This window comes from Acetobacter vaccinii (assembly GCF_008365315.1).
Taxonomy (GTDB): domain Bacteria; phylum Pseudomonadota; class Alphaproteobacteria; order Acetobacterales; family Acetobacteraceae; genus Acetobacter; species Acetobacter vaccinii.
Window position 1 is genome coordinate 721,682 of the sequence record NZ_CP043506.1, and the last position, 19,152, is coordinate 740,833.

At 58.6% G+C, this 19,152-nt stretch carries 19 protein-coding genes; 7 read left to right on the forward strand and 12 right to left on the reverse strand.

Going from position 1 to position 19,152, the window contains the following annotated elements; all coding sequences use genetic code 11:
* Positions 1-16 precede the first annotated feature (16 nt).
* From fliN to FLP30_RS03210, 4 genes are all read left to right on the forward strand, one after another.
* Positions 17-391, forward strand: a complete 375-nt coding sequence (gene fliN / locus FLP30_RS03195) for a flagellar motor switch protein FliN (protein ID WP_149278559.1) — start codon at positions 17-19, stop codon at positions 389-391.
* 12 nt (positions 392-403) lie between these two features.
* Positions 404-814 (forward strand): FliO/MopB family protein, encoded by a 411-nt coding sequence (locus tag FLP30_RS03200; RefSeq protein ID WP_210419298.1) that lies wholly within the window; start codon positions 404-406, stop codon positions 812-814.
* An 83-nt stretch (positions 815-897) separates the two neighbouring features.
* Positions 898-1,593, forward strand: coding sequence for a flagellar type III secretion system pore protein FliP (gene fliP / locus FLP30_RS03205; RefSeq protein WP_149280184.1), 696 nt, complete (start codon positions 898-900; stop codon positions 1,591-1,593).
* A 124-nt stretch (positions 1,594-1,717) separates the two neighbouring features.
* Positions 1,718-2,053 (forward strand): hypothetical protein, encoded by a 336-nt coding sequence (locus tag FLP30_RS03210; RefSeq protein ID WP_149278560.1) that lies wholly within the window; start codon positions 1,718-1,720, stop codon positions 2,051-2,053.
* Between the two features lie 408 nt (positions 2,054-2,461).
* On the opposite strand, the gene FLP30_RS14225 is transcribed toward FLP30_RS03210, so the two are convergent.
* From FLP30_RS14225 to FLP30_RS03255, 9 genes are all read right to left on the reverse strand, one after another.
* Positions 2,462-3,073 (reverse strand): DUF6468 domain-containing protein, encoded by a 612-nt coding sequence (locus FLP30_RS14225; RefSeq protein WP_246856575.1) that lies wholly within the window; start codon positions 3,071-3,073, stop codon positions 2,462-2,464.
* Between the two features lie 69 nt (positions 3,074-3,142).
* Positions 3,143-4,483, reverse strand: coding sequence for a flagellar motor switch protein FliM (gene fliM / locus FLP30_RS03220; protein WP_149278561.1), 1,341 nt, complete (start codon positions 4,481-4,483; stop codon positions 3,143-3,145).
* A gap of 68 nt (positions 4,484-4,551) precedes the next feature.
* On the reverse strand, positions 4,552-5,097 hold the full coding sequence (locus tag FLP30_RS03225) for a flagellar basal body-associated FliL family protein (protein WP_149278562.1): 546 nt from the start codon (positions 5,095-5,097) through the stop codon (positions 4,552-4,554).
* 280 nt (positions 5,098-5,377) lie between these two features.
* Positions 5,378-7,102: a flagellar hook-basal body complex protein gene (locus FLP30_RS03230; protein WP_149278563.1), complete on the reverse strand. Its 1,725-nt coding sequence runs from the start codon at positions 7,100-7,102 to the stop codon at positions 5,378-5,380.
* Between the two features lie 673 nt (positions 7,103-7,775).
* Complete coding sequence (locus tag FLP30_RS03235; protein WP_149278564.1) at positions 7,776-8,861, reverse strand: EscU/YscU/HrcU family type III secretion system export apparatus switch protein; 1,086 nt, start codon at positions 8,859-8,861, stop codon at positions 7,776-7,778.
* Positions 8,862-8,873: 12 nt separating this feature from the next.
* Positions 8,874-9,695, reverse strand: coding sequence for a flagellar biosynthetic protein FliR (locus tag FLP30_RS03240; RefSeq protein ID WP_246856576.1), 822 nt, complete (start codon positions 9,693-9,695; stop codon positions 8,874-8,876).
* A 34-nt stretch (positions 9,696-9,729) separates the two neighbouring features.
* Positions 9,730-10,005: a flagellar biosynthetic protein FliQ gene (locus FLP30_RS03245; RefSeq protein WP_149278565.1), complete on the reverse strand. Its 276-nt coding sequence runs from the start codon at positions 10,003-10,005 to the stop codon at positions 9,730-9,732.
* Between the two features lie 16 nt (positions 10,006-10,021).
* Positions 10,022-10,363: a flagellar hook-basal body complex protein FliE gene (locus FLP30_RS03250; RefSeq protein WP_149278566.1), complete on the reverse strand. Its 342-nt coding sequence runs from the start codon at positions 10,361-10,363 to the stop codon at positions 10,022-10,024.
* Between the two features lie 212 nt (positions 10,364-10,575).
* On the reverse strand, positions 10,576-12,018 hold the full coding sequence (locus tag FLP30_RS03255; RefSeq protein ID WP_149278567.1) for a tetratricopeptide repeat protein: 1,443 nt from the start codon (positions 12,016-12,018) through the stop codon (positions 10,576-10,578).
* A 259-nt stretch (positions 12,019-12,277) separates the two neighbouring features.
* Here FLP30_RS03255 and FLP30_RS03260 point away from each other — a divergent pair, with 259 nt between their 5' ends.
* Both FLP30_RS03260 and FLP30_RS03265 read left to right on the forward strand, forming a co-directional pair.
* Entirely contained in the window at positions 12,278-13,276 is a 999-nt protein-coding gene (locus tag FLP30_RS03260; RefSeq protein ID WP_149278568.1) for a flagellin, read from the forward strand.
* A 230-nt stretch (positions 13,277-13,506) separates the two neighbouring features.
* The gene (locus FLP30_RS03265; protein WP_149278569.1) at positions 13,507-14,391 is read left to right on the forward strand and encodes an EamA family transporter; all 885 of its coding nucleotides are present in this window, start codon (positions 13,507-13,509) and stop codon (positions 14,389-14,391) included.
* A 69-nt stretch (positions 14,392-14,460) separates the two neighbouring features.
* Here FLP30_RS03265 and flgC read toward each other — a convergent pair whose 3' ends face one another.
* Positions 14,461-14,868, reverse strand: coding sequence for a flagellar basal body rod protein FlgC (flgC, locus tag FLP30_RS03270; RefSeq protein WP_149278570.1), 408 nt, complete (start codon positions 14,866-14,868; stop codon positions 14,461-14,463).
* 12 nt (positions 14,869-14,880) lie between these two features.
* Positions 14,881-15,294: a flagellar basal body rod protein FlgB gene (locus FLP30_RS03275; RefSeq protein WP_149278571.1), complete on the reverse strand. Its 414-nt coding sequence runs from the start codon at positions 15,292-15,294 to the stop codon at positions 14,881-14,883.
* Positions 15,295-15,669: 375 nt separating this feature from the next.
* Here FLP30_RS03275 and FLP30_RS03280 point away from each other — a divergent pair, with 375 nt between their 5' ends.
* Positions 15,670-16,479, forward strand: coding sequence for a hypothetical protein (locus FLP30_RS03280; RefSeq protein ID WP_149278572.1), 810 nt, complete (start codon positions 15,670-15,672; stop codon positions 16,477-16,479).
* Between the two features lie 4 nt (positions 16,480-16,483).
* Here FLP30_RS03280 and FLP30_RS03285 read toward each other — a convergent pair whose 3' ends face one another.
* Positions 16,484-19,066, reverse strand: coding sequence for a tetratricopeptide repeat protein (locus FLP30_RS03285; protein ID WP_246856577.1), 2,583 nt, complete (start codon positions 19,064-19,066; stop codon positions 16,484-16,486).
* Positions 19,067-19,152: the final 86 nt, after the last annotated feature.

Below are 19,152 nucleotides of genomic sequence, written 5' to 3' on the forward strand. Positions count from 1 at the left end.
CCAGGCGGAGAGAAGCATGAACACGAACAACACGGAAATTGGGCTGGAAGATTTTGCCACCACCCCTGCCGACGCAGCCCCGGCAGCCCCGACCGAAACCCCGGACGAGGCCTCGGCCAGCACCGCCCCCACCGCAAGCCAGATGGAGGCGGTGTATGAGATTCCGGTCAAGATCACCGCTGTCATCGGCACGGCAACCATGCCTGTCAGCCAGTTGCTCAAGCTGGGCCGCGGCGCAGTGGTGGAACTGGACAAGAAGCTGGGTGAAGCCGTGGATATTTATGCCAACAACCGCTTGATCGCCCGTGGCGAGGTGGTGGTGGTGGACGACAACCATATTGGCGTGACCATGACGGAAATCCTGTCCTCCTCATCCTCTTCCGCCAGCTAGGACACAGACGCGGTGTCCGGTACCAACGGGCCGTCCATGCCGCAGGCAGAAGTGCTCACGCACACTACAGGCTCCATGACTTCCATGTGGCTGACGGGGCTTGTCTCGTTTGTCATTGTCATCGCGCTGATCCTGCTGTGCCGCTACGGCCTGAAGTATCTGGAGCCCTATCTGCTCCGCACCCGACGGACACGGCATCTGGCCGTGCTGGAAACACTGTCCCTGGACCAGCGCCGCCGGATCAGCCTGATCCGCTGCGGTGACTATGAGGGCGTGATCCTGACCGGCGGGGGGAGTGATATTTTTCTGGGCTGGATACCCCCCCACACCCCTGGCACCCCAGGTGCCGGCCCTGCCCCAGACAGCTTTGCCCAGGCTGTCTGGCTGGAAGAACGACGCGAACCCGTGGAGCCTGCGCCTTGACACTTCCCTTTCCAACACGGCGCAACCTACGGGCAGCCCTGTGTGTGGCCGGTCTTCTGGGCGTTGGCATCCTGCTGGCCTGCATGCCCTTTCTGGCCCACGCGCAGTCAGTGTCCATAGACCTGGGCAAAAGCGGGGGAGAGGCCGGCACAACCAGCCGCCTGATCCAGTTAACCGCGCTGATTACCCTGCTGTCGCTGGCCCCCAGCCTGCTGGTTATGGTCACGGCTTTTACCCGGATCATCATCGTATTATCGCTGCTACGCGGCGCGTTGGGGGCACAGGGTACGCCGCCCAATACTGTGCTGATCGGGCTTGGGCTGTTTCTGACCTTTTTTGTCATGCAGCCGGTACTGGAACAATCGTGGATCCATGGGGTAGCCCCCATGATGAACGGCCAGATCAGCGAAATTGACGGACTTAAAGCTGCCGCCGAGCCTTTCCGTGGCTTCATGCTGGCCAATGCGCGCCCGACCGATATCACCACTTTTTTGCATCTGGCCAATCTGCCACCGCCGCCTACTCCGGCTGAAACCCCGTGGCGCGTGCTCATGCCCGCCTTCATGATCGGGGAACTGAGCCGTGGTTTTGAAATGGGCTTTCTGCTCTATCTGCCCTTTCTTGTGATCGATATTGTCACATCGAGTGTGCTGATGAGCCTTGGCATGATGATGCTGCCGCCTGCGACAATTTCCCTTCCTTTCAAACTGATCTTCTTTGTCATGGTGGATGGCTGGCAGATGGTGGCGGGTGGTCTTGTCCGGAGCTTTGGCAGTTGACCACCCAGCCACCAGAACACTGTTACCAATCGGCGCGTTTCGGGGTGCTGGCCGCCAAAGCACTCTGGCACGACAGGCAGCAATGCCTTATTATGGCCAATGTCAAAAACAGGGACGAGTATCCATGCTGATCAGGCGCGCGAGTATGTTGCTGGTGTTGGCCGCAGTTGGCGGTTGCTCGCCTGATTACATTGCAAGCCGCATGACCGGGCGGGAATGTAGTGCCGGTTTCATTCAGGAAGGTGACAACTGGTGCGCCCCCCCTGAGCGCCCACCACCGCCCCAGCCCTACTGCACCCGTAGCTGGAATGGTGTGGACTGCTGGGGCCGCCCAGACCAGATGCCCAATGTCGCACCTGAAGTGGCAGAGGGCCCAACCGGCCTGACGCAGGATCAGAACTCCAAGAGGCTGAACCTGCCGATCAACAAGATCCCCCCCACCAACTCTTACATTCCGTAAAGGGTTGGATCAGGGGTTAGGCTGCCTGGCTATACGCCACAGTTGAGACTACTTCGGCTGTATTATGACGCCATGGAGTGCAGCGTCGCGTCATGATACGCTCTTCTGGCACGCAGGCTCCTTATTCGCCGTCTCTGCCTGATCTCACATAGTTTGACAGTCGTTATCTGGCGCAGCCAAGGCGCGGCATAAGTGTGCCTCATTACAGCACCTCAGTCTCTGTTATCCTGAGTGTATTGCTGTGCAGTATTGACTATTTTGAAGCCACACTGTGCTTACAATTTCCAAAAATTTTGGGGTTTTCTTTTGAGTAAGTTCTAAAGACTGTCGCCTTTTTGGAAAAAGGCGACACCCAAAAACTTTTATTCTTTTTGTTGAGACGCAACTATTAAAGCAGATCAAACACTCTCAACGGATCGGCCGCGCCAGGAAGGTATTTTCAAAAGGCTGCTGAGAACCACCAGAGCGGACATTCACACCATTGCGCCCTTTGGCACGGCGGCCTGTACCGTCCTGCTGGCGACCCTGGTTCTGTCCACCGCCACCACCCTGCTTGGCGTCCCGCACCTCTGGCTGTGCGGCCTGTTCAGCTTTTGCAGCATCAGGCTGCAGGACTGTGGCCAGTTGCGTCTCAACCATCAGCGGTACAGCCTTGGCCCGTTCAATCAGTTCCTCAAGCCGCTTTTCCTGCGGAGGAATCTGCGTCACCAATGCTTGCAAGCGGTCGGCAACGGCATCAGCACGACCGGACAGGCTGTCCAGTTCTGCTTCTGTCACCTTGGCCTGTTCCAGCATACGGCTGAGTGGGCGACCACTGACTTCCCCCGCAACGCGGAGTTTGTCTACGCCCTCTTCAGCGCTCTTCACGCTGTTTTCAAGCTTTTCCACAAGGCCCAGAAGGCTCTCGCGGTCGCGCTTGAGGTTGGACAGCACACGGCCAAGATAAAAGCTGTAGATTATTCCCATAAGCAGGAAGAACGACAGCACGATCTCGATGATAAGTTGGATCTGTGTCAGCATCTCTTCATTGCCTCCAGTCTGGTCTGGCCAGAAGGCCAGGGGCCGGTAGTGGAATGACCACAAGCACCGTTATGTCTTGGCTTCAGCTTCAGGTGCCGGTTCGGCAGCCTGTGCTGTTGCAGCGTGTTTCAGCGAGCTTTCCGACGACAGCAGCTTCTTTTCAATCCTGACTGCCGCCTTGCCATTCAGCTTTCCAAAACGCCCTTCGAACACCGGGGTCTGGCCACACTGGAGTTTGACACGGATTGGTGTCCCACTGCGATGGGGAAATGTCAGTAATGCACCGGGGCGCATATTCAGCACATCCCCCAACGGGACTGTTTTTTCGTCAAAAACGGCGGAAACCTGCACGTCTGTTTCCAGAATTTCTGAAATCAGATGCCCTTCCCAAATGGAGTCACGGCCAAACCGCTCCCCCATGAACTGCTGCGACAACTGGTCGCGCACGGGTTCCAGCGTAGCATACGGCAGGATCAGATCCAGATTGCCGCTCCGATCTTCCATATCAATATGGAAGCGGCTCATCACCACGGCATTGGATGCGCGCGCAATTGCTGCAAAGCGCGAACTGACTTCCAGCCGCTCAAACGCCAGATCAATGGTGCAGACCGGGCTGAACGCAATGGAGAGGTCATTCAGGGTCAGCGTGATCAGCTTTTCAATCAGGGCACGCTCAATAGCGGTATGGGGGCGATCTTCCATACCGGCATGACCGGCCCCACGCGGCCCACCCATGAGAATATCAATGATGGAATAGGACAGTGAGGAATCAACAACCACAAGGCCATAATTCTCCCACTGCATGGCCTTGAAGACCGCAAACAGGGAGGAAGACGGCACGGCGTTCATGTAGTCACCAAAACTCATCGAACGGATGGTTTCTATGGTGATTTCCACGTTGTCGTTGGTAAAGCTGCGCAGGGTTGTGGACAGGATACGCACCAGACGGTCGAAGACGATTTCGAGCATCGGCAGGCGTTCGTAAGACACGAACCCGGCCTTGATGACACGCTCCATCCCGCTTTCTTCGCGGATCGGCAGACCGCCGAACGCATTGCCCAGCAGGCTATCTATCTCAGACTGGTCAAGAAGCTGGCTGCCCAGGCCATCGTCTTCGGCCTCGTCCTCATCCACCAGAGCGGCTTCGTGCTCATGCGCAACGTCGTCTTCAGGCTGATGGTCGTGGTGGTCCGCATCGTGCTCAGTGCTCTCCCCTTCCTGCGCGGCAGGCTCAGGGGCTCCCTCATGCTCGCTTTCAACGCCAACATGGGCCTCTGTATCAGCCGGAGGTGCCGGGTGTTCCTCGGCATCAGCATCGGCCTGCGTGCCTTCATGCGGCACGTCAGAAGGCGCCTGCGCAGCCGTGCCCTGGGGCTCGGTGCCATCTGTCGTGTCGTCTACATCCTGCATGGTATCTTTTCGCCGCGGCTTGAACTGGGGGAACTGCTGTCTGTGGTCAGGCTGTTACCAGCCTGGAATTACTGCACGAGAAATTCGACCAGATACACATTGGTAACCTGCAAGGGCGCCAGAGTAGCCCGCAAGCGGCGCAACACGGCCTCACGCAGGCGGTAGATACCGTCACCACGGATGTCCTGGGGCCGGGTTTCGTGCAGGTAGGTCTGGAAAATATCCTGAATTTCAGGAATGCGGTTCTGCAGCGAGGCCTCGTTCACCGCGTCCGCAATTTCCACCTTGGCGGTGATTTTGACATACACCGGCCTGCCATCCCCACTGTCGAGGTTGGAAACGATGGTCGGTATCCCCAGCATGATGGAGGTGTGCATGTTGGAGGCAACGCTTTTACCGTCCTTGCTCGCAACACTCCCAGCCTTGTGGGACGAGAAAAGCCCCTTCTGCCAGGCGAAGACCCCGCCCCCAACCAGCAGAAGCAGGACAACGGCCGCCACGATAATCAGCTTGAGCTTGGATTTGGATTTCTTCTGCTCTGCCTGGCGAGACGCCTCAGCACCCGCCTCCTGCCCGGCACCCCCGGATGGGGAGGCGGTTACGGTCTCGCTCATATCTGGCTGGCTCCGGAATGGTTTCTAAGGTGGTAAGTGATATTTTAACTCCTGGCGTCAGGTGACTCAATGCCTTCTCTGCCCCCATGACACACAGAAACCATGGATTGGAGACAGAAAAAACCGAATTGACCTGCTGCCAGGAGAATGGAGCGTTTTCAGGCAACCGGAGCTTATGCGCAAGCAGCAGACTGCACGCATGTACGCGCCGGATAAAAAACGCCAGAACCTGATAAAACCGGCCCACCCCAGACAGGGCGGGCCGGTCGTATTCAGGGTTTTACTGCTTCATCGCAATGGTGGTCTGCAGGAGCTGGTCAGCCGTTGTCACGACCTTCGTGTTGGCCGAATAGGCTTCCTGCGCAACAATCAGAGCAGACAGATCGCTTGTCAGGTCAGTTGTGGAGGATTCCACATACCCGACAGACAGCGTGCCTGTACCGTTTGCACCCACAACACCCGTCTGGGCCGTGCCAGAGCTGGCGGTCGCGGTATAGGCCTGGCCGTCAACCGCGTTCAGCCCGTTCACATTGGCAAAGTTGCTCAAGGCAACCTTGGCAACAAGCTGGGTATCACCATTGTCAAACGTGGCCATGATCGAGCCATCGCTTTCAATTTCAACACCCTGGAAGTTGCCGGTCGCAACGCTATCGCTGGTCAGGGAGGTGGAATCGGTGCTGAGGCTGGATGCCGTGGACAGCGTCATCTTGGAAAGATCAGCCGTATAGGACGTGCCGCCAATAGTCGCACTCAGCGCGCCCAGAGTGGTGGACGCACCCGTGGTGCTGTCTGTAACGGTCTTAACCGAACCATCCGTGTTGAACACGACATTATACGTGTCAGACGACACAGAGGACGTGCTGCTGGTATCGTACGGGTTGACGAACGACACAGACCAGGTCGGCGGGGAGGAGGCCGTCTGCGTCCACTTGGCAGCAACTTCCGTGCCGTTGGCAGACACCGGCGTTGTCATATAGGTCTGGTTGGAACCCGTGGTGGTGCCCAGGAGCGTTGTATCGTCCATGGTCAGCGTCGTGCCACTGGCCGTCAGCGGATTGGCCTGAGTCACGCTCTTGGTGCCGGTCGCGGTGGCCATGGTGGTGCCGCTGGTGCCGCCAATGGTGCCCAGGTCCAGGGTCATGCTCTGCTGGACGCCATTATACGTCGCAGTCACCGGGATAGTGGCGGATGCGCCGCTCAGCGTGGAACCAATGGTCTTGCCGGTGGAGTTGTCAACGACCGAAGCCAGAGTGCCGCTGCTGTCAAACGTGACCTGATAGCTGTTGGAGGCAATGGTGCCAGTGCCATCAGCATCATAGGCGCTGACATTCCAGACCAGCGGGTTGGTGTCGCTCTGCGTCCAGTTCAGCGCCACTTTGTGGGCTGTGGCGTTGGAGTCATACGTTGTGACAGGGGCGGTCGTGTAGCTCTGCGCCGTGTAGGAGGAGTTGTCGCTGGGCAGGTTGCCGACCTCTGCGCTGAGGGTCAGCGTGGTGGTCTTGGTCGGGCGGAATGCCACGTCAGCAACATTGATCTGGGTCAGGCTGTTGCTCAGGTTCCCGTCGGAGCCGACCATATACCCATCCAGATAATACCCGCTGGTGTTAACCAGATAGCCGGACTTGTTCTCATAGAACTCACCGTTACGGGTATAGTACTGCTGGGTTTCAAACTGCGTCTGGCCGGACGTGGTCGCCCCGGTCTCTTTCGAGACGTTGAACAGCCCGCTGCCCGAAATCGCCATGGACAGGGAGTTGGTGCTGCTGGACGCCGTGCCCTGCTTGTCCACATGCTGGACTGTCACCGCAGAGGTGGACTGGGAAATACCTTCCGACGCAGCATTGGTGCCGGTCAGGGAGCCTGCCACATAGTCCTGAAACGCCGTGGTGTTGGCCTTGTAGCCAACGGTCTGGCTGTTGGCGATGTTGTTACTGAGGTTCGTAAACGCTGTGGACTGCGAGTTGATGCCGCTTACGGCCGTGGAAAGGGCATTGAAAACTGACATGAGCCATCCTGCCTTGATGTATGCTGTTGTCTGTTCCGTCCGCCATCAGGCAGGAAAGGACCATTGGTTTTGTCATGGCCGTCAAGACCCACAACTCTGCCCGCACCATATCAAGACAGGTGGCAGAAACCAATGCCCTTCCTCAGGCACGAAATGGCGGCAGACACATCCACAGCGTTAATACCTGTGCCTTTAACGTCTTGGCCTGAGTAACACGCACACCGGGAAACGCAAGGCTTTCCCGACACATCACGCCATGCGCAGGCACACCCCGGCATCCAATAGCCATGCTATAAGGCCTTCATTATCATGGCTATATCATAGCATAACCATAAAAAACCCTAGACTATAACTAGATGGCATTTATGCCCTGATGGCGTATGCAATGATAACCATCATACACTGAAATTATTACCGCAGGGTTTTCATCACCATCAGGGCCACGCAAAAATCGCGACGGACGGGGCGGATTCGAAAACCGCGCCCCCTCCGACAGCACCATTTATGACAAGACAAAAACCGCAGCAGGATTCACAGCCCGACTGCATGGCAAGCAGGACACCTGCCTGCCCACCCCGCAGCCATCCGTTTTGTCGCTATGACAATCATAGGGAAAATTGCGGCAACAGCTTTCCCGATGGCACAGGCAAGCGCCAGACGCTGCCAGCCACCATCAACGGCCAGGCGCACGCGCTCCGGGTGTTTTCAGCTTCATCACATAGGCGATGATCGCCGCAACGGACTGAAAATACTCAGGGGGAATTTCTGATTCCAAAGGCAACGTGTAAAGCGCCCGCGCAACCGGGGGATTGGCAACAATGGGCACACGGGCATCTTCCGCCGCAGCACGAATACGCGCTGCCATATCATCCACCCCTTTGGCGACAATCTGCGGGGCAGCATCGGTGCCGGTTTCGTACTTCAGGGCGACGGCATAGTGGGTCGGGTTGGTGACAACCACCGTGGCCTTGGCAACATCCTGCACCATGCGCTGGCGGGCCCGGCGCTGGCGCAACTGCCGCAGCCGCCCCTTTACATGGGGGTCACCTTCGGTCTGGCGAAACTCTTCTTTCAGGTCCTGAAAGCTCATCCGCAGGCCCGATGTCCGGTGGTAACGGGTCCACACATCATCCAGCACGGCAATGCAGCACTGTACGGCAAGAATAACCAGTGTGGCGTAAACGAACCAGGATGCCAGTTCACGCACAAGCCGCTGTGCGGTCCAACGCTCGGCCTCTGGGGCCACAGCCAATGTTCCCTTGGCCACGCCGTATAGCAGGAAGCCAAAGACCAGAAACTTGACCAGGCTTTTCAGCAGTTCGACAATATTGGTCACACCGAAAATACGCTTGAGGCCCTTCATAGGCGACAGACGCATGAGGTCAGGCACCAAAGCCTCCGGCCGGAACAGAAACCCCGTCTGTAACAGGCCGAACACGATCGTCACGACAAACCCGACCATAACAAAGGGCACACCAAGCAGCAGACCTTCGCGCCCGGCCAGCAACACTGTGCCGTAAACAGACCCCATATCCGGCGGAATGGTGGCGGCATGTTCCATAATACCACGCATATGCGCGACAAAGCGCTGAGCCGTTGGCCCTGCGAACATGACTGCAAAAATCAGGAACGACCCCAAGGACACCAGCATCTGCACTTCACGCGACTGGGCAATATTGCCCTCTTCTCGCGCGGTCCGCAGCCGGTGCTCTGTTGGGGCTTGCGAGCGTTCGCCCCCGCCTGACCCTTCCTCCGCCATGGCTTGCCCTCCTTACGGCGTGGGGGGCGGCATGGGCACACCAAGCCCAGGCAGGCCGAGCAGCAAATCCCCCGCGCGTTCCTGCCATACCCCGGCCATGACCTGAATAAGCATGCCCAAAAGGAGCACCCCACCCAGAATCTGGGCGGGCATGGCAATAGAATACACCTGAATGGCAGGCAAAAGCCGGTTGAGAACCCCCAGCATGGCGGGCCATAGCGTGCCAATAAGCACAAAGGGGGCCGCAAGCTGGATGGCAAGCCCAAACACCAGAGCCGTTGCCTCGGAAACACTTTTGGCCATATCCCCCAGCATGACCATATGCCCGGGTGGAAACAGGGTATAGGAGCCCGTAATGGCCGCCAGTGGCAGGGCATACAGCCCGGTTGTCAGGAAGATAACAGGCACGAACGATGCGGCCATATGACTGATCGCGGTGCTGGACGCCCCCAGTTCGGCATCAGGCTGCAATACGCTGGCCAGACCTGTCAGCACGGAAATAACCTGCATGGCAATTGTCAGGGCCATACCGACAAGCCGTGCCAGCCAGCCAATAAACGCGCCACACAGGAGTTCACCCGCCACAATGGCCACAGCCAGAGCGGGCTGGTGCAGAGCATCGGTGCAGACTTCGGTCAGGTGGTCCTGCACCGTGGGCAGAACCGCGGCTGCGACAACCACACTCAGACCAGCACGAACAACCATGGGGGATGTAACCTCCCCCACGCCTGGCGCAATCATGACAACAGCACTGACCCGACATAGCACGACCATGAACATGGCCACGACAACCGGCAGGGAAAGGTCACCGGGTAGAAAGGATTCCCACATCATGGACGACACACCCACACGGCAGGGAACCCCGCCGTCATGACCCTCCGACCATCACCATCTGGTCAAAAATGGTACGGGCATAGGTATTGAGGGTGGAATACATAAAAGAGCCGGTCAGGATCAAAGCCGCCATGGACGCAACAAACTTTGGCACAAAGGACAGCGTTGCCTCACTCACCTGCGTGACCGCCTGAAAAAGCGAGACCAGAACACCAGCACACAGCGAGGCCAGAAGTGACGGCGCGCCCATCTTGACCGCTACGATCATGGTCTGGCGCAGCACATCATGAATATCAACGCCTGTCTGCATTACTGCAGTCCAGCCCTTAGATCGACATTTTCATGACTTCCTGGTACGCCTGAACCATCCTGTCGCGCACAGTTGTCACGGTCTGCAATGTCAGCTTGGCTTCTTCCACCGATGTGGCAATGGCGGTCAGATCACCTTTGCCGGACAGGCCTGTCGCAGTCATGCTTTCAGCCGTCTTGCCCGTCTTGATCGCCCCTTTGAGGGCAGAATTCAGAGCTGTGCCAAACGATGTTACGACATCGGAAGCCTGTGCTGTTTCGTCCCCGCCCAGGCCGTTGGTGCCTGTCTGCATGGCTTTCTGGGTCACCCCGTAAGCGTTGACGGCGTCCAGACTACGTGTGGTGATGTCGCTGACCATGCGTTTGAGGGCCCTCTCCTGCTGCCTTCGGTCAGGAAGCGGCTCCTTGCTTCCGCCGGTATGTTCCCGCCTGCTTTAGTCTAGCCATTCCTTAACAGCAAGGCCAGTGGATTGACATCGCTCTGACAGCTTTGGCGCATGGCCTCATAGCGTGGCACTCTCAAACCTCAGAGCCGCCATGCCACACACGATAACCCTGTGTGGCAGCAGTATTATCTGAGCGCTTGGGCAGCCAGCCGATGCGCCTGAGCAAAAATACCCAGATCCGCGACCATCCGTGCCATGGGGACCGACCAGTCAAAGGGAGCCTTCTGCTGGTAAATCCGCACACTGTTGTACCACGGCGAATCGTCACGCCCTGACAACCACCGCCAGCACTGGTCATAGCGGGACAGCAGCCAGACCGGCTTGCCCAGCCCCGCCGCCACATGCGCGGTAGAGGTATCCACGGCCACAACCAGATCAAGTGTGCTGACCAAGGCTGCGGTGTCAGCAAAGTCCCCCAGCAGGCTGGTATGATCGATCAGCCTCATCCCCCGCGGTGGGGTACGGGCTTGGACCGATTTTTCACCGACCTGAAGACTATAGAATACAGCACCGGGCACAGCAGCCGCCAAAGGCGCAAAGGTAGCAAGGTCGGTTGAGCGACGTTTATCGGCAAAAGCCACAGCCCTGACATCAGGATGGGGAGCACCAGCCCAGACAAGACCGATTCGCAGCGGCGGAACCTCCGTTCCGGTCGGGTCCTGACGCAGGAGATCCGCCCAGCCCGCCACAGCATGTGGGTCCGCTCGCAAAAAAACCTGCGGGAAGGGAATAGTCTCCAATGTTGTCCCCAGCGCATACGGCAGACTGAGGACGGGGCATTGCAGGTCATGCGCGGGCGTGGGGTCGTCCTGCGATACAAATTCCTGATCCGGAAAGGACTGACGCAAAAGCCGGAGCAGTTGAGGGCGCACCTGCATAAGCACCCGCCCTCCCCGCTCAGCCACCTGCGGCAGAAAGCGGGAAAACTGGATCACATCGCCAAAGCCACCCTCGGTCTGGACCAGCAGGGTGCGCCCGACAAATGCCTCCCCTTTCCAGACCGGAGCAAGCGTATGGACACGACGGCGGGCTTCCAACGTGTTCCAGCGCCACTCATACTCCTCAAACCCTTCTCGGTATTTCCCCTGTGCCAGCAGGGACAGAGCATAGTTAGAGCGAGTCTGGGCATTGTCCGGGGTCAGTTGCACTGCCACCTGATGAAATTTTTGCGCCAGTTCATGCCGTCCCTGAAAATCAAGCGCGGACCCGAGGTTGCTCAGGGCAAGAGCATGCTCGGGCTGGCGCTCAAGGCAGTGGCGATAAGCGGCAATCCCCTCCTCATACTGCTGAAGCCGAATGCATGTGTTGCCAAGGTTGCACCAAGCATCCGCCAGGTCTGGCTGCAATGTTGTGGCACGCAACGCCAGCGTGCGGGCTTTTGTAAAATCACCAAGCGTATTCAGCAGACCACTATAGTTGCTGATGATCCTGGCATCATCCGGGCTGGCAGCCAGTTCACGCTCATACGCTTTGGCGGCTTCTTCCAGATAGCCTGCGCGCTGAAGTGCTTCCCCTGTCGCGGGTGACATACGTGAGTGAAGAGGAGCCGCTACATCGCGCTGGGACATGGAAACGCCTTAACCTGATCCTGTTTCCCGGCCTGATTCTCCTGCCGGACCGGGGGCGCAACTGCCTGCGCCTGCGTCAATATGGTGGGCCATATGAGCGACAAAGGCCACCCCACAACCGGCAGAGGCAGACAATCCTGCCAGTCACAAAAAGAACAAAAAAAAGATTACCAGCCTTAACCTTCTCTTAGCCGTTTCTGCCTTTACTCGCCCTTGAGCCTGGCGGGGATGTCCGCCGGACATAGTGGAGAGTTTATCCATGTCACTGTCTATCAACACCAATGCATCGGCCCTCATCGCCCTTCAGACCCTGAACGCTACGCAGTCCGACCTGTCGGCAACTGAAAACGCGGTCTCCACCGGTAAGAAGGTCTCCACCTCCGCTGACAACGCTGCCTCCTACGGCATCGCACAGCAGATGAATGGCAACATCGCCGGCCAGAGCGCTGTGAACGATGGCCTGTCCTTTGCTTCTCAGATCGTCAGCGCCACCAACACGGCTGCTTCTCAGATCATCAGCATCCTGCACGACGTGCAGACCGCAGTGACCAGCCTTGCCGGCAACTCTGGCTCCGCCACCTCCACCGACCAGGTCAGCACCCAGATCACCAGCTACCTGGCTCAGATCGACACCATCGCTCGTGACGCAACCGTCAACGGCGTGAACCTGCTGGCTGGCACGGTTTCCACCACGGCTTCCAGCACGGACGGCCTGGGCATCAACTCTGGCTCCCTGACCTTCGTCACCGGCCTGCAGGGTGACACGGTTACGGTCTCCGGCTTCAACTCCACCATCGCCAGCGCTGTTAACGGTGCAAGCGTTACCGGTGGCACCGCCACGGCTGGCATCACCATGGCAGCTGCTCTGGGCCTGACCGCATCTGGCACCGCTGGTGAAAACGCAGCCAGCAACGTGTTCGTCACCGGCAGCACGCTGAACACCTCCGCTTTCGGCGGCACGACCGACGGCGACACCAAGTCCACCGCCAACATGATTGCACTGGTCCAGAAGGCCATTGTTGCCATGACCAACGTGACCTCCACGCTGGGTGCGGAAAGCAACAACATCACCAACATGGCGTCCTACGGCACCAGCATCTCCGACAACCTGACCAGCGGCGTCAGCGCCCTGACGGATGCCGACATGGCTGCCGAAAGCGCCAAGCTGACCTCCCTGCAGACCAAGCAGTCCCTGGCCATTAAGGCTCTGACGATTGCTAACGGCCAGTCCCAGAACATCCTGTCCCTGTACCAGTAAGCCTTACCGCTTCTGGCATAGCGCGACTGAAGTACCCCCGGCCAAAAGCCGGGGGTATTTTTTTGCCCTAAGCAAAGTGCCAAGACCCCTGACAACGCTAGGCCATGCGCTTTAGAAAAAGCCGTTTCCTCGGCCGCGGCTTATATTATCGGCCCGCAGATTATATTCTGTCTCTTTATCCCTGACCGATCCTGTGCTCTTTCATGACGTTCCTTGATTGAGAGACTGCAATGATCCGCCGCACCTTATCCCGGTTGTCCACAGGCCCATCCCTTCCGCTGATTGCCCTGTTCACCGCGATGCTTTCCCTGACAATTGGCGCATCCATTGCAAAATCGCTGTTCCCGATTATTGGCGCGGCCGGTACGACCGCCCTGCGCCTGAGCCTTGCCGCCATCATGCTGGCCGTGGTGTTCCGCATCTGGCGTGGAACGCTCTCGCGCCAGACACTCAAAGCCGCCATTCCTTACGGGGTGTCGCTGGGGATGATGAACCTGCTGTTCTACATGGCCATACAGCGCATCCCTCTGGGGATTGCTGTCGCCCTGGAGTTCAGTGGCCCCCTGTCGCTGGCGGTTCTATCCTCCCGCCGCATGATGGATCTGTGCTGGGTCGTTCTAGCCTGTTCGGGCCTATTTTTACTGCTGCCCCTGCATGGCTCCCACGATACACTTGATACCACAGGCATGGGGTTTGCCTTGGGGGCGGCTGTTTGCTGGGCCGCTTATATTCTGACCGGCAAGCAGGCAGGGACCAAGCTGGGGGCGGCGGCACCTGCGTTAGGCATGCTGGTAGGCAGTGTCGTTGTGCTACCTTTTGGCCTTGCACAGGCGGGCTTTTCTTTCCTTACCCCCCATGTCATGGGGGCTGCCCTCATTGTTGCTGTGCTGTCGAGCGCCCTGCCCTATTCTTTGGAAATGTTCGCGCTCCGCCGGCTACCCGCCAAAAGCTTTGGCGTGCTGACGAGTGGAGAGCCCGCCATAGCCGCCATGACAGGGGCTGTGCTGCTGGGCGAATCGCTCTCACTGCTCAAAATTGTAGGTATTGGTGCCGTTATTGCCGCATCCATCGGCATTACCTGGTCGGACAGGGACAGCCACCCCAAACCGGAATAAACTGCTCTTGCCTTGCGCCCAAGCAAGGTGACTGCACACCCGGTAGACAAAATACCGGGCGTGCAGGCTTTATTTCATCAGGTTGATCGTACGGGTCATCATGGAACGGGTGATCTGCATGGTGTTCAGATTGGCCTCGTAAGAATGCTGGGCCTCATGCGTATCCATAATTTCGATCATGGTGCTGACATTGGGGGTCTTAACGTAGCCCTTGGCATCTGCCACCGGATTGGACGGATCATACTTCGTCTCAAACGCAGAGTTATCCTGCCCGATCCGCTGCACTTTAACGCCAGCAACCCCGGTCTCCCGGTTCAGCGTTTCCTTGAAGGTAATGGTCTTGCGGCGGTACGGGTCCGACCCCGGTGTCAGCCCGGTTGTGTCCTTATTGGCCAGGTTTTCAGCCGCAACCCGCAGGCGGGCAGACTGTACGCGCATGCCATCGGCGGAAATACCGATTGTATTGGAAAAATCCATAACGCCCCTCCCTTAGGAATTGACCCCAAGGGTCACCGAATACATGGACATGTAGCGGCTGTACAATGTTGTCGCCAAACGCTGCTGGTCGTTGGTATCGGCCACTTTTTCCAGCTCATCTTCGATCTGAACACGGTTTCCATCCACCGAGGTGGAACCGCCCGATGGGTTAGCCCGCGTACTGCCCCCCATCCCTGCCATATGGCCGGGTTCGGTTTCGGCCAGCACCACAGCCATCTGTGACTCCAGCACACCCTGAAAAGGTGCGACATCCTTGGCAACGTAATTAGGGGTATCCGCGTTAGCCACATTACCAGCCAATACGGATTGCCGTCCTTCAAGCCACTTCAGCCGCCGTTCGGCCAGGCCGAGCAGATCGGTTCCGTTCCCGGCTGATGATGCGTGAGATGCCAAAGCTTCAAGCATGGATGGTTTATTCCCTTCCGTGGCGTTCCACAGAGTCGTTGACAACATGCTGCCTGGTCTCTGACAGCCTGCGTTGTGCTTTCTCGGTTCCTGACCAACCTAACCGATTGAAACAGCACAGAATGACAGCCCTCCGGTCATTCGCCTCTGGCTGTCTGCCGATAATCACAACACTCTTACCTTGCTTTCGATAGCATCAGCCATCGCTCATCGCCACAGTTTCCTGCCCTTTGGCGGCATGTACACGGCACAGGATACTCCATGGCCATCTCATGGGGGTCATGACATTCCTCCCGCTTGGCGCTATGGCTTGGAACAAACATGGCAACTGGGACGGTCATCTTTATGAATGGCAACAGAATGCGCAGGGCCGGCATGAGCGACATGCTCCTCATCACGGCGGCAGCGGCAGCCGTCATTGTCATGTGGAGCCTGCTGGCTAAGGATACCGCAGCCTCGGTTGCGGGGCTTGGGGTGGCGTTGTGGTTTCCACTCTCCATCCTGCTGTATCGGCTGCTGTTGCGCTGGCTCCCTGTTATTGACGGAGTTCGCCTCCGGCCCATGGATATTGCGCCGGGGCTACGCCGACAGGTCACCGCCGCCTGCCTGCTGACAGCCTCCCTGTCCATTCTGTGCCTGACCAGCCAGCCTGCCCCTGTGGCCATTGCTGATATTGTCGCCCTCAACTTCGCCTGCCTTGCAGCGCTGCTCGACAGGTCGGAAGGCTGGATGCCAAATTATGTGCTGGTGCCTATGCTGCTGGCTGGGCTTGTTGCTGGCATCCTGCATGATAGCAGCGCACAGGCTATTCTGGGGGCCGCAGCCGCGTGGATTGTGGTGTCTCTGGCACTTGTTGCCCTGTCCATTACCCTGCGGGCCAATTTTCTGTCAGGCACCAACATAACCATGGCTGCCGCCTGTGGCGCGTGGGTCGGGCTGGAAGGGTTGTGGACCTTCCTCTGCGCCACTGCGTTTGTGCATTGGGCATCCTGCGTGCTGCTACGGCATGTACAGGACCGTGCCGCGGCAGAGCGCCTTTATCTGGACAATACACCCAAGGCCTGGACCCAACCCATGGGGCCATCCTTTGCACTGGCCATGGCTCTCGCCATGCTGCTGCCTGGGTTTCTACCCGGTCTACCTGACTGGATCCTGCATCTGGCCAGTCAGAAAGACCAGTATTAACCGATCAGAGGGGGGTGGCGGGCAACCCAGCCGAGGCTGAGGCCGCATCCCCCACACGCCGGGTCAATAGTTTGAACAGACGGTCATTATCCGGGTCCATCGGGCGTGTGCCAATCCGATGGCTGATCCAGTGCAGCGCCCCTCTGTCCGATGCCTGTGATGCGTCAGAAGCCATACGCAAGGCCAGTGCCTGTTGCGTTGGTGTCAGTTCCCCAGTTTCAGGAATAGACAACTGCGCCAGCTTGCGCAGTGCTGCCACAGCGGCTGGCCACTCCGCTTTGCTTTCATGAATATGAGCCAACATATCCAGCGATGATGGATCGGCATCGGTGCTGAGTATGCTGATCGCCTTGGAGGAATCCCCCATAGCCAGCGCCGCATTGGCAGACACAAGACGACGAGAGGCTTTGACGTCATCAGGCAGGCTGGCGTCATCCGTGCGGTTGAGCACATCCAGCGCGTCCTGCGGCTGATGGCGCTCAAGCTGGATACCAGCCAGTTCCTCGCCCGCTGTAGCGCGGGACAGAGGGGATTCCAGCATGGGAATCGTATCAGACAGCACCTGTGCGGCCTCATCCGGCAGGCCGAGGCCACGCAACATTCTGCCATAAGCGGTCATGATTTCCGCTTTTCTAGCCCCTGGCGGCAAGTCGGGCAGATGCGCGCGCAGGACCGCCGCATTATGCAGCAACACTTCCTTATCGCTATTGTCAGGCGTGGAGCGTGCAATCTGCTCCAATGTCTGAAACAGCATAGGGGTGGCCACACTTTCCGGTGCAGGCTTGTCGCCTGCCTGCGCCTTGTCGATCGCAGCCAGCGCATCGCTCCAGCGGCCAGCGCGCATATGGGCGTCAGCCTGCAACAGGCGCACAACGGCCTCACGCCCGGCCAGGCGCGCATCGGGGATCAATCCGGCAAAGGCTTCGGCAGCGGCTTCCGGCTTCATGCGGCCATCGGCCAAGTCGATGGAGATTGTCTGCTCCAGCGCCTTTTCCGCAACGACCGGGTCTTTATCCATCGTCAGCTTACGGAATGTTGCATAGGCTTGGTCACGCTTGCCCAATCGCAGGTCACGGAATGCCGTGGCCACCTGATAGAGGGAACCTGAGGGTAGCTTGTCCAGCACCGCCAGATCCTCGCGCGAGCCATAACGCCCGATTTCTTCTGCTGCGATGGGCAACAGAGTATCACGCACGGGCTGAGGATAATTCTCAATCCTAGCAAAATCACGTGCCAGCATATGGGCGGCTTCCGGCCCCTGCCGGTTGCCCAAGGCCAGATACAGACCACGCCAGAGCTGCAACGCCCGCTGCTCGTTCTCTGCCCAGGGGCCCTCAAGCATGGAGGCCCCTTCAGTATTACCGCTCAGCAGTTCACTGGCGGCCAGAAGGAAACGCACTTCCGGCCTTGCGGCCTCACCGGGGTCATCCTGCAGGGCAACGGTGAGTATGCCCCGGGCCTCGACAAAGGAGCCTATGGCAAAGGCGGCCCTGGCAGCATCCAGCCTGCGGTCAAATTCTTCCACCGGGGTGGCATCAGCAGCCGAGACCAGAGCCTTGCGCCAGCGTGTTTCAAGCTCGGGGACCGGCAGATTGCGCAGGCCCAGCCACTTGAGGTCAACATCCGAGGCATAAACAGCCGCACCGCTATCCGCAAAGGCCTTGCCGTCACGCGTCAGCAACGCACCGTCCGACGTGGCGTGCATGCCAATATCCGGGGCATGTGCGGCGACAACGACACCTTCGGTCGTAGGCCAGACATCATACCCATCCCCCTTACGCAGGGAGAGAATACCACCATCATCCGTTGTGGACGTGCCAACCAGTAGGCGCGTGCCAGATGCCGGGTCATCAATGGACAGCACACGGCCTGGACGGCGCATGGGATAGAGAATACCCCCATCAACCTGACGGGGAATGATCATCCGCCGGTCAGCATAATCAGCATCCGGCGGTGGTTTATCACCCAGAACCCAGCCTTCTGCCTGCTGGGACAGGTAGAGCTTGCGGGTATCCGGCAGGCGCACCTTGATCAGAGTAGCTTCCGGCAGGGTATCGACCGTCAGGGCCGAAAAAATACCATCACCACGTAGGGCGCTGGTATCCATCTGCTGGGCGTTATCCACCACAATAATAAAGGTATTACCGCTGCGGAAAGCCGCAATGCCCATGTCAGGCGGCACTGGCAGCAACACACGGCTGACAGAGGATGCCATCTGCCCGGCTGATCCAGACGTCGTATTGCCGCCAGCCCTGGCCGTTATCGTGCCTGGTTTGCCTGCGCGGGCGGTCCGGCTGTCAGACTGGGGGGGCGGCAGAGGTGTGTCGAGCACCTTGGCCTGCCAGGATGGTGGCAGACCTTTCAGCAGCACATCGGCTGAAATATCATCATCCGCAGGGCCGGCCTGAGTGTCCGCCCCGGTGGGTGGTGGCGTGGGGGGCAGCACCTGCGTCGGGCCGGGCCGCGGTGGCACAGCCTTGTGCGCACGATTCTGCTGGGCATGACCATGCCTGCCCGCTGCCATAACCGGAATGGCAGTGGAGCAGGACAGAAATACAAGAACCGGAAGCGTGATGCAGCGTCTCACGCGTTGGGACCTGCTGAAATGCACGTGTCGTCAATCCCGAAGGGCCACTGCCCCCGCTGTCTGGCGGTAATCATGCACACCCTGGT

Coding starts and splice junctions, on each gene's coding strand:
- FLP30_RS14225 (WP_246856575.1), bottom strand. CDS start 3,073: ATGCTGACACAGATCCAACTTATCATCGAGATCGTGCTGTCGTTCTTC.
- FLP30_RS03245 (WP_149278565.1), bottom strand. CDS start 10,005: ATGCAGACAGGCGTTGATATTCATGATGTGCTGCGCCAGACCATGATC.
- FLP30_RS03210 (WP_149278560.1), top strand. CDS start 1,718: ATGCTGATCAGGCGCGCGAGTATGTTGCTGGTGTTGGCCGCAGTTGGC.
- FLP30_RS03255 (WP_149278567.1), bottom strand. CDS start 12,018: ATGTCCCAGCGCGATGTAGCGGCTCCTCTTCACTCACGTATGTCACCC.
- fliP (WP_149280184.1), top strand. CDS start 898: ATGCCCTTTCTGGCCCACGCGCAGTCAGTGTCCATAGACCTGGGCAAA.
- FLP30_RS03235 (WP_149278564.1), bottom strand. CDS start 8,861: ATGGCGGAGGAAGGGTCAGGCGGGGGCGAACGCTCGCAAGCCCCAACA.
- fliM (WP_149278561.1), bottom strand. CDS start 4,483: ATGCAGGATGTAGACGACACGACAGATGGCACCGAGCCCCAGGGCACG.
- flgC (WP_149278570.1), bottom strand. CDS start 14,868: ATGGATTTTTCCAATACAATCGGTATTTCCGCCGATGGCATGCGCGTA.
- FLP30_RS03275 (WP_149278571.1), bottom strand. CDS start 15,294: ATGCTTGAAGCTTTGGCATCTCACGCATCATCAGCCGGGAACGGAACC.
- FLP30_RS03250 (WP_149278566.1), bottom strand. CDS start 10,363: ATGGTCAGCGACATCACCACACGTAGTCTGGACGCCGTCAACGCTTAC.
- FLP30_RS03280 (WP_149278572.1), top strand. CDS start 15,670: ATGAGCGACATGCTCCTCATCACGGCGGCAGCGGCAGCCGTCATTGTC.
- fliN (WP_149278559.1), top strand. CDS start 17: ATGAACACGAACAACACGGAAATTGGGCTGGAAGATTTTGCCACCACC.
- FLP30_RS03230 (WP_149278563.1), bottom strand. CDS start 7,102: ATGTCAGTTTTCAATGCCCTTTCCACGGCCGTAAGCGGCATCAACTCG.
- FLP30_RS03260 (WP_149278568.1), top strand. CDS start 12,278: ATGTCACTGTCTATCAACACCAATGCATCGGCCCTCATCGCCCTTCAG.
- FLP30_RS03265 (WP_149278569.1), top strand. CDS start 13,507: ATGATCCGCCGCACCTTATCCCGGTTGTCCACAGGCCCATCCCTTCCG.
- FLP30_RS03225 (WP_149278562.1), bottom strand. CDS start 5,097: ATGAGCGAGACCGTAACCGCCTCCCCATCCGGGGGTGCCGGGCAGGAG.
- FLP30_RS03240 (WP_246856576.1), bottom strand. CDS start 9,695: ATGATGTGGGAATCCTTTCTACCCGGTGACCTTTCCCTGCCGGTTGTC.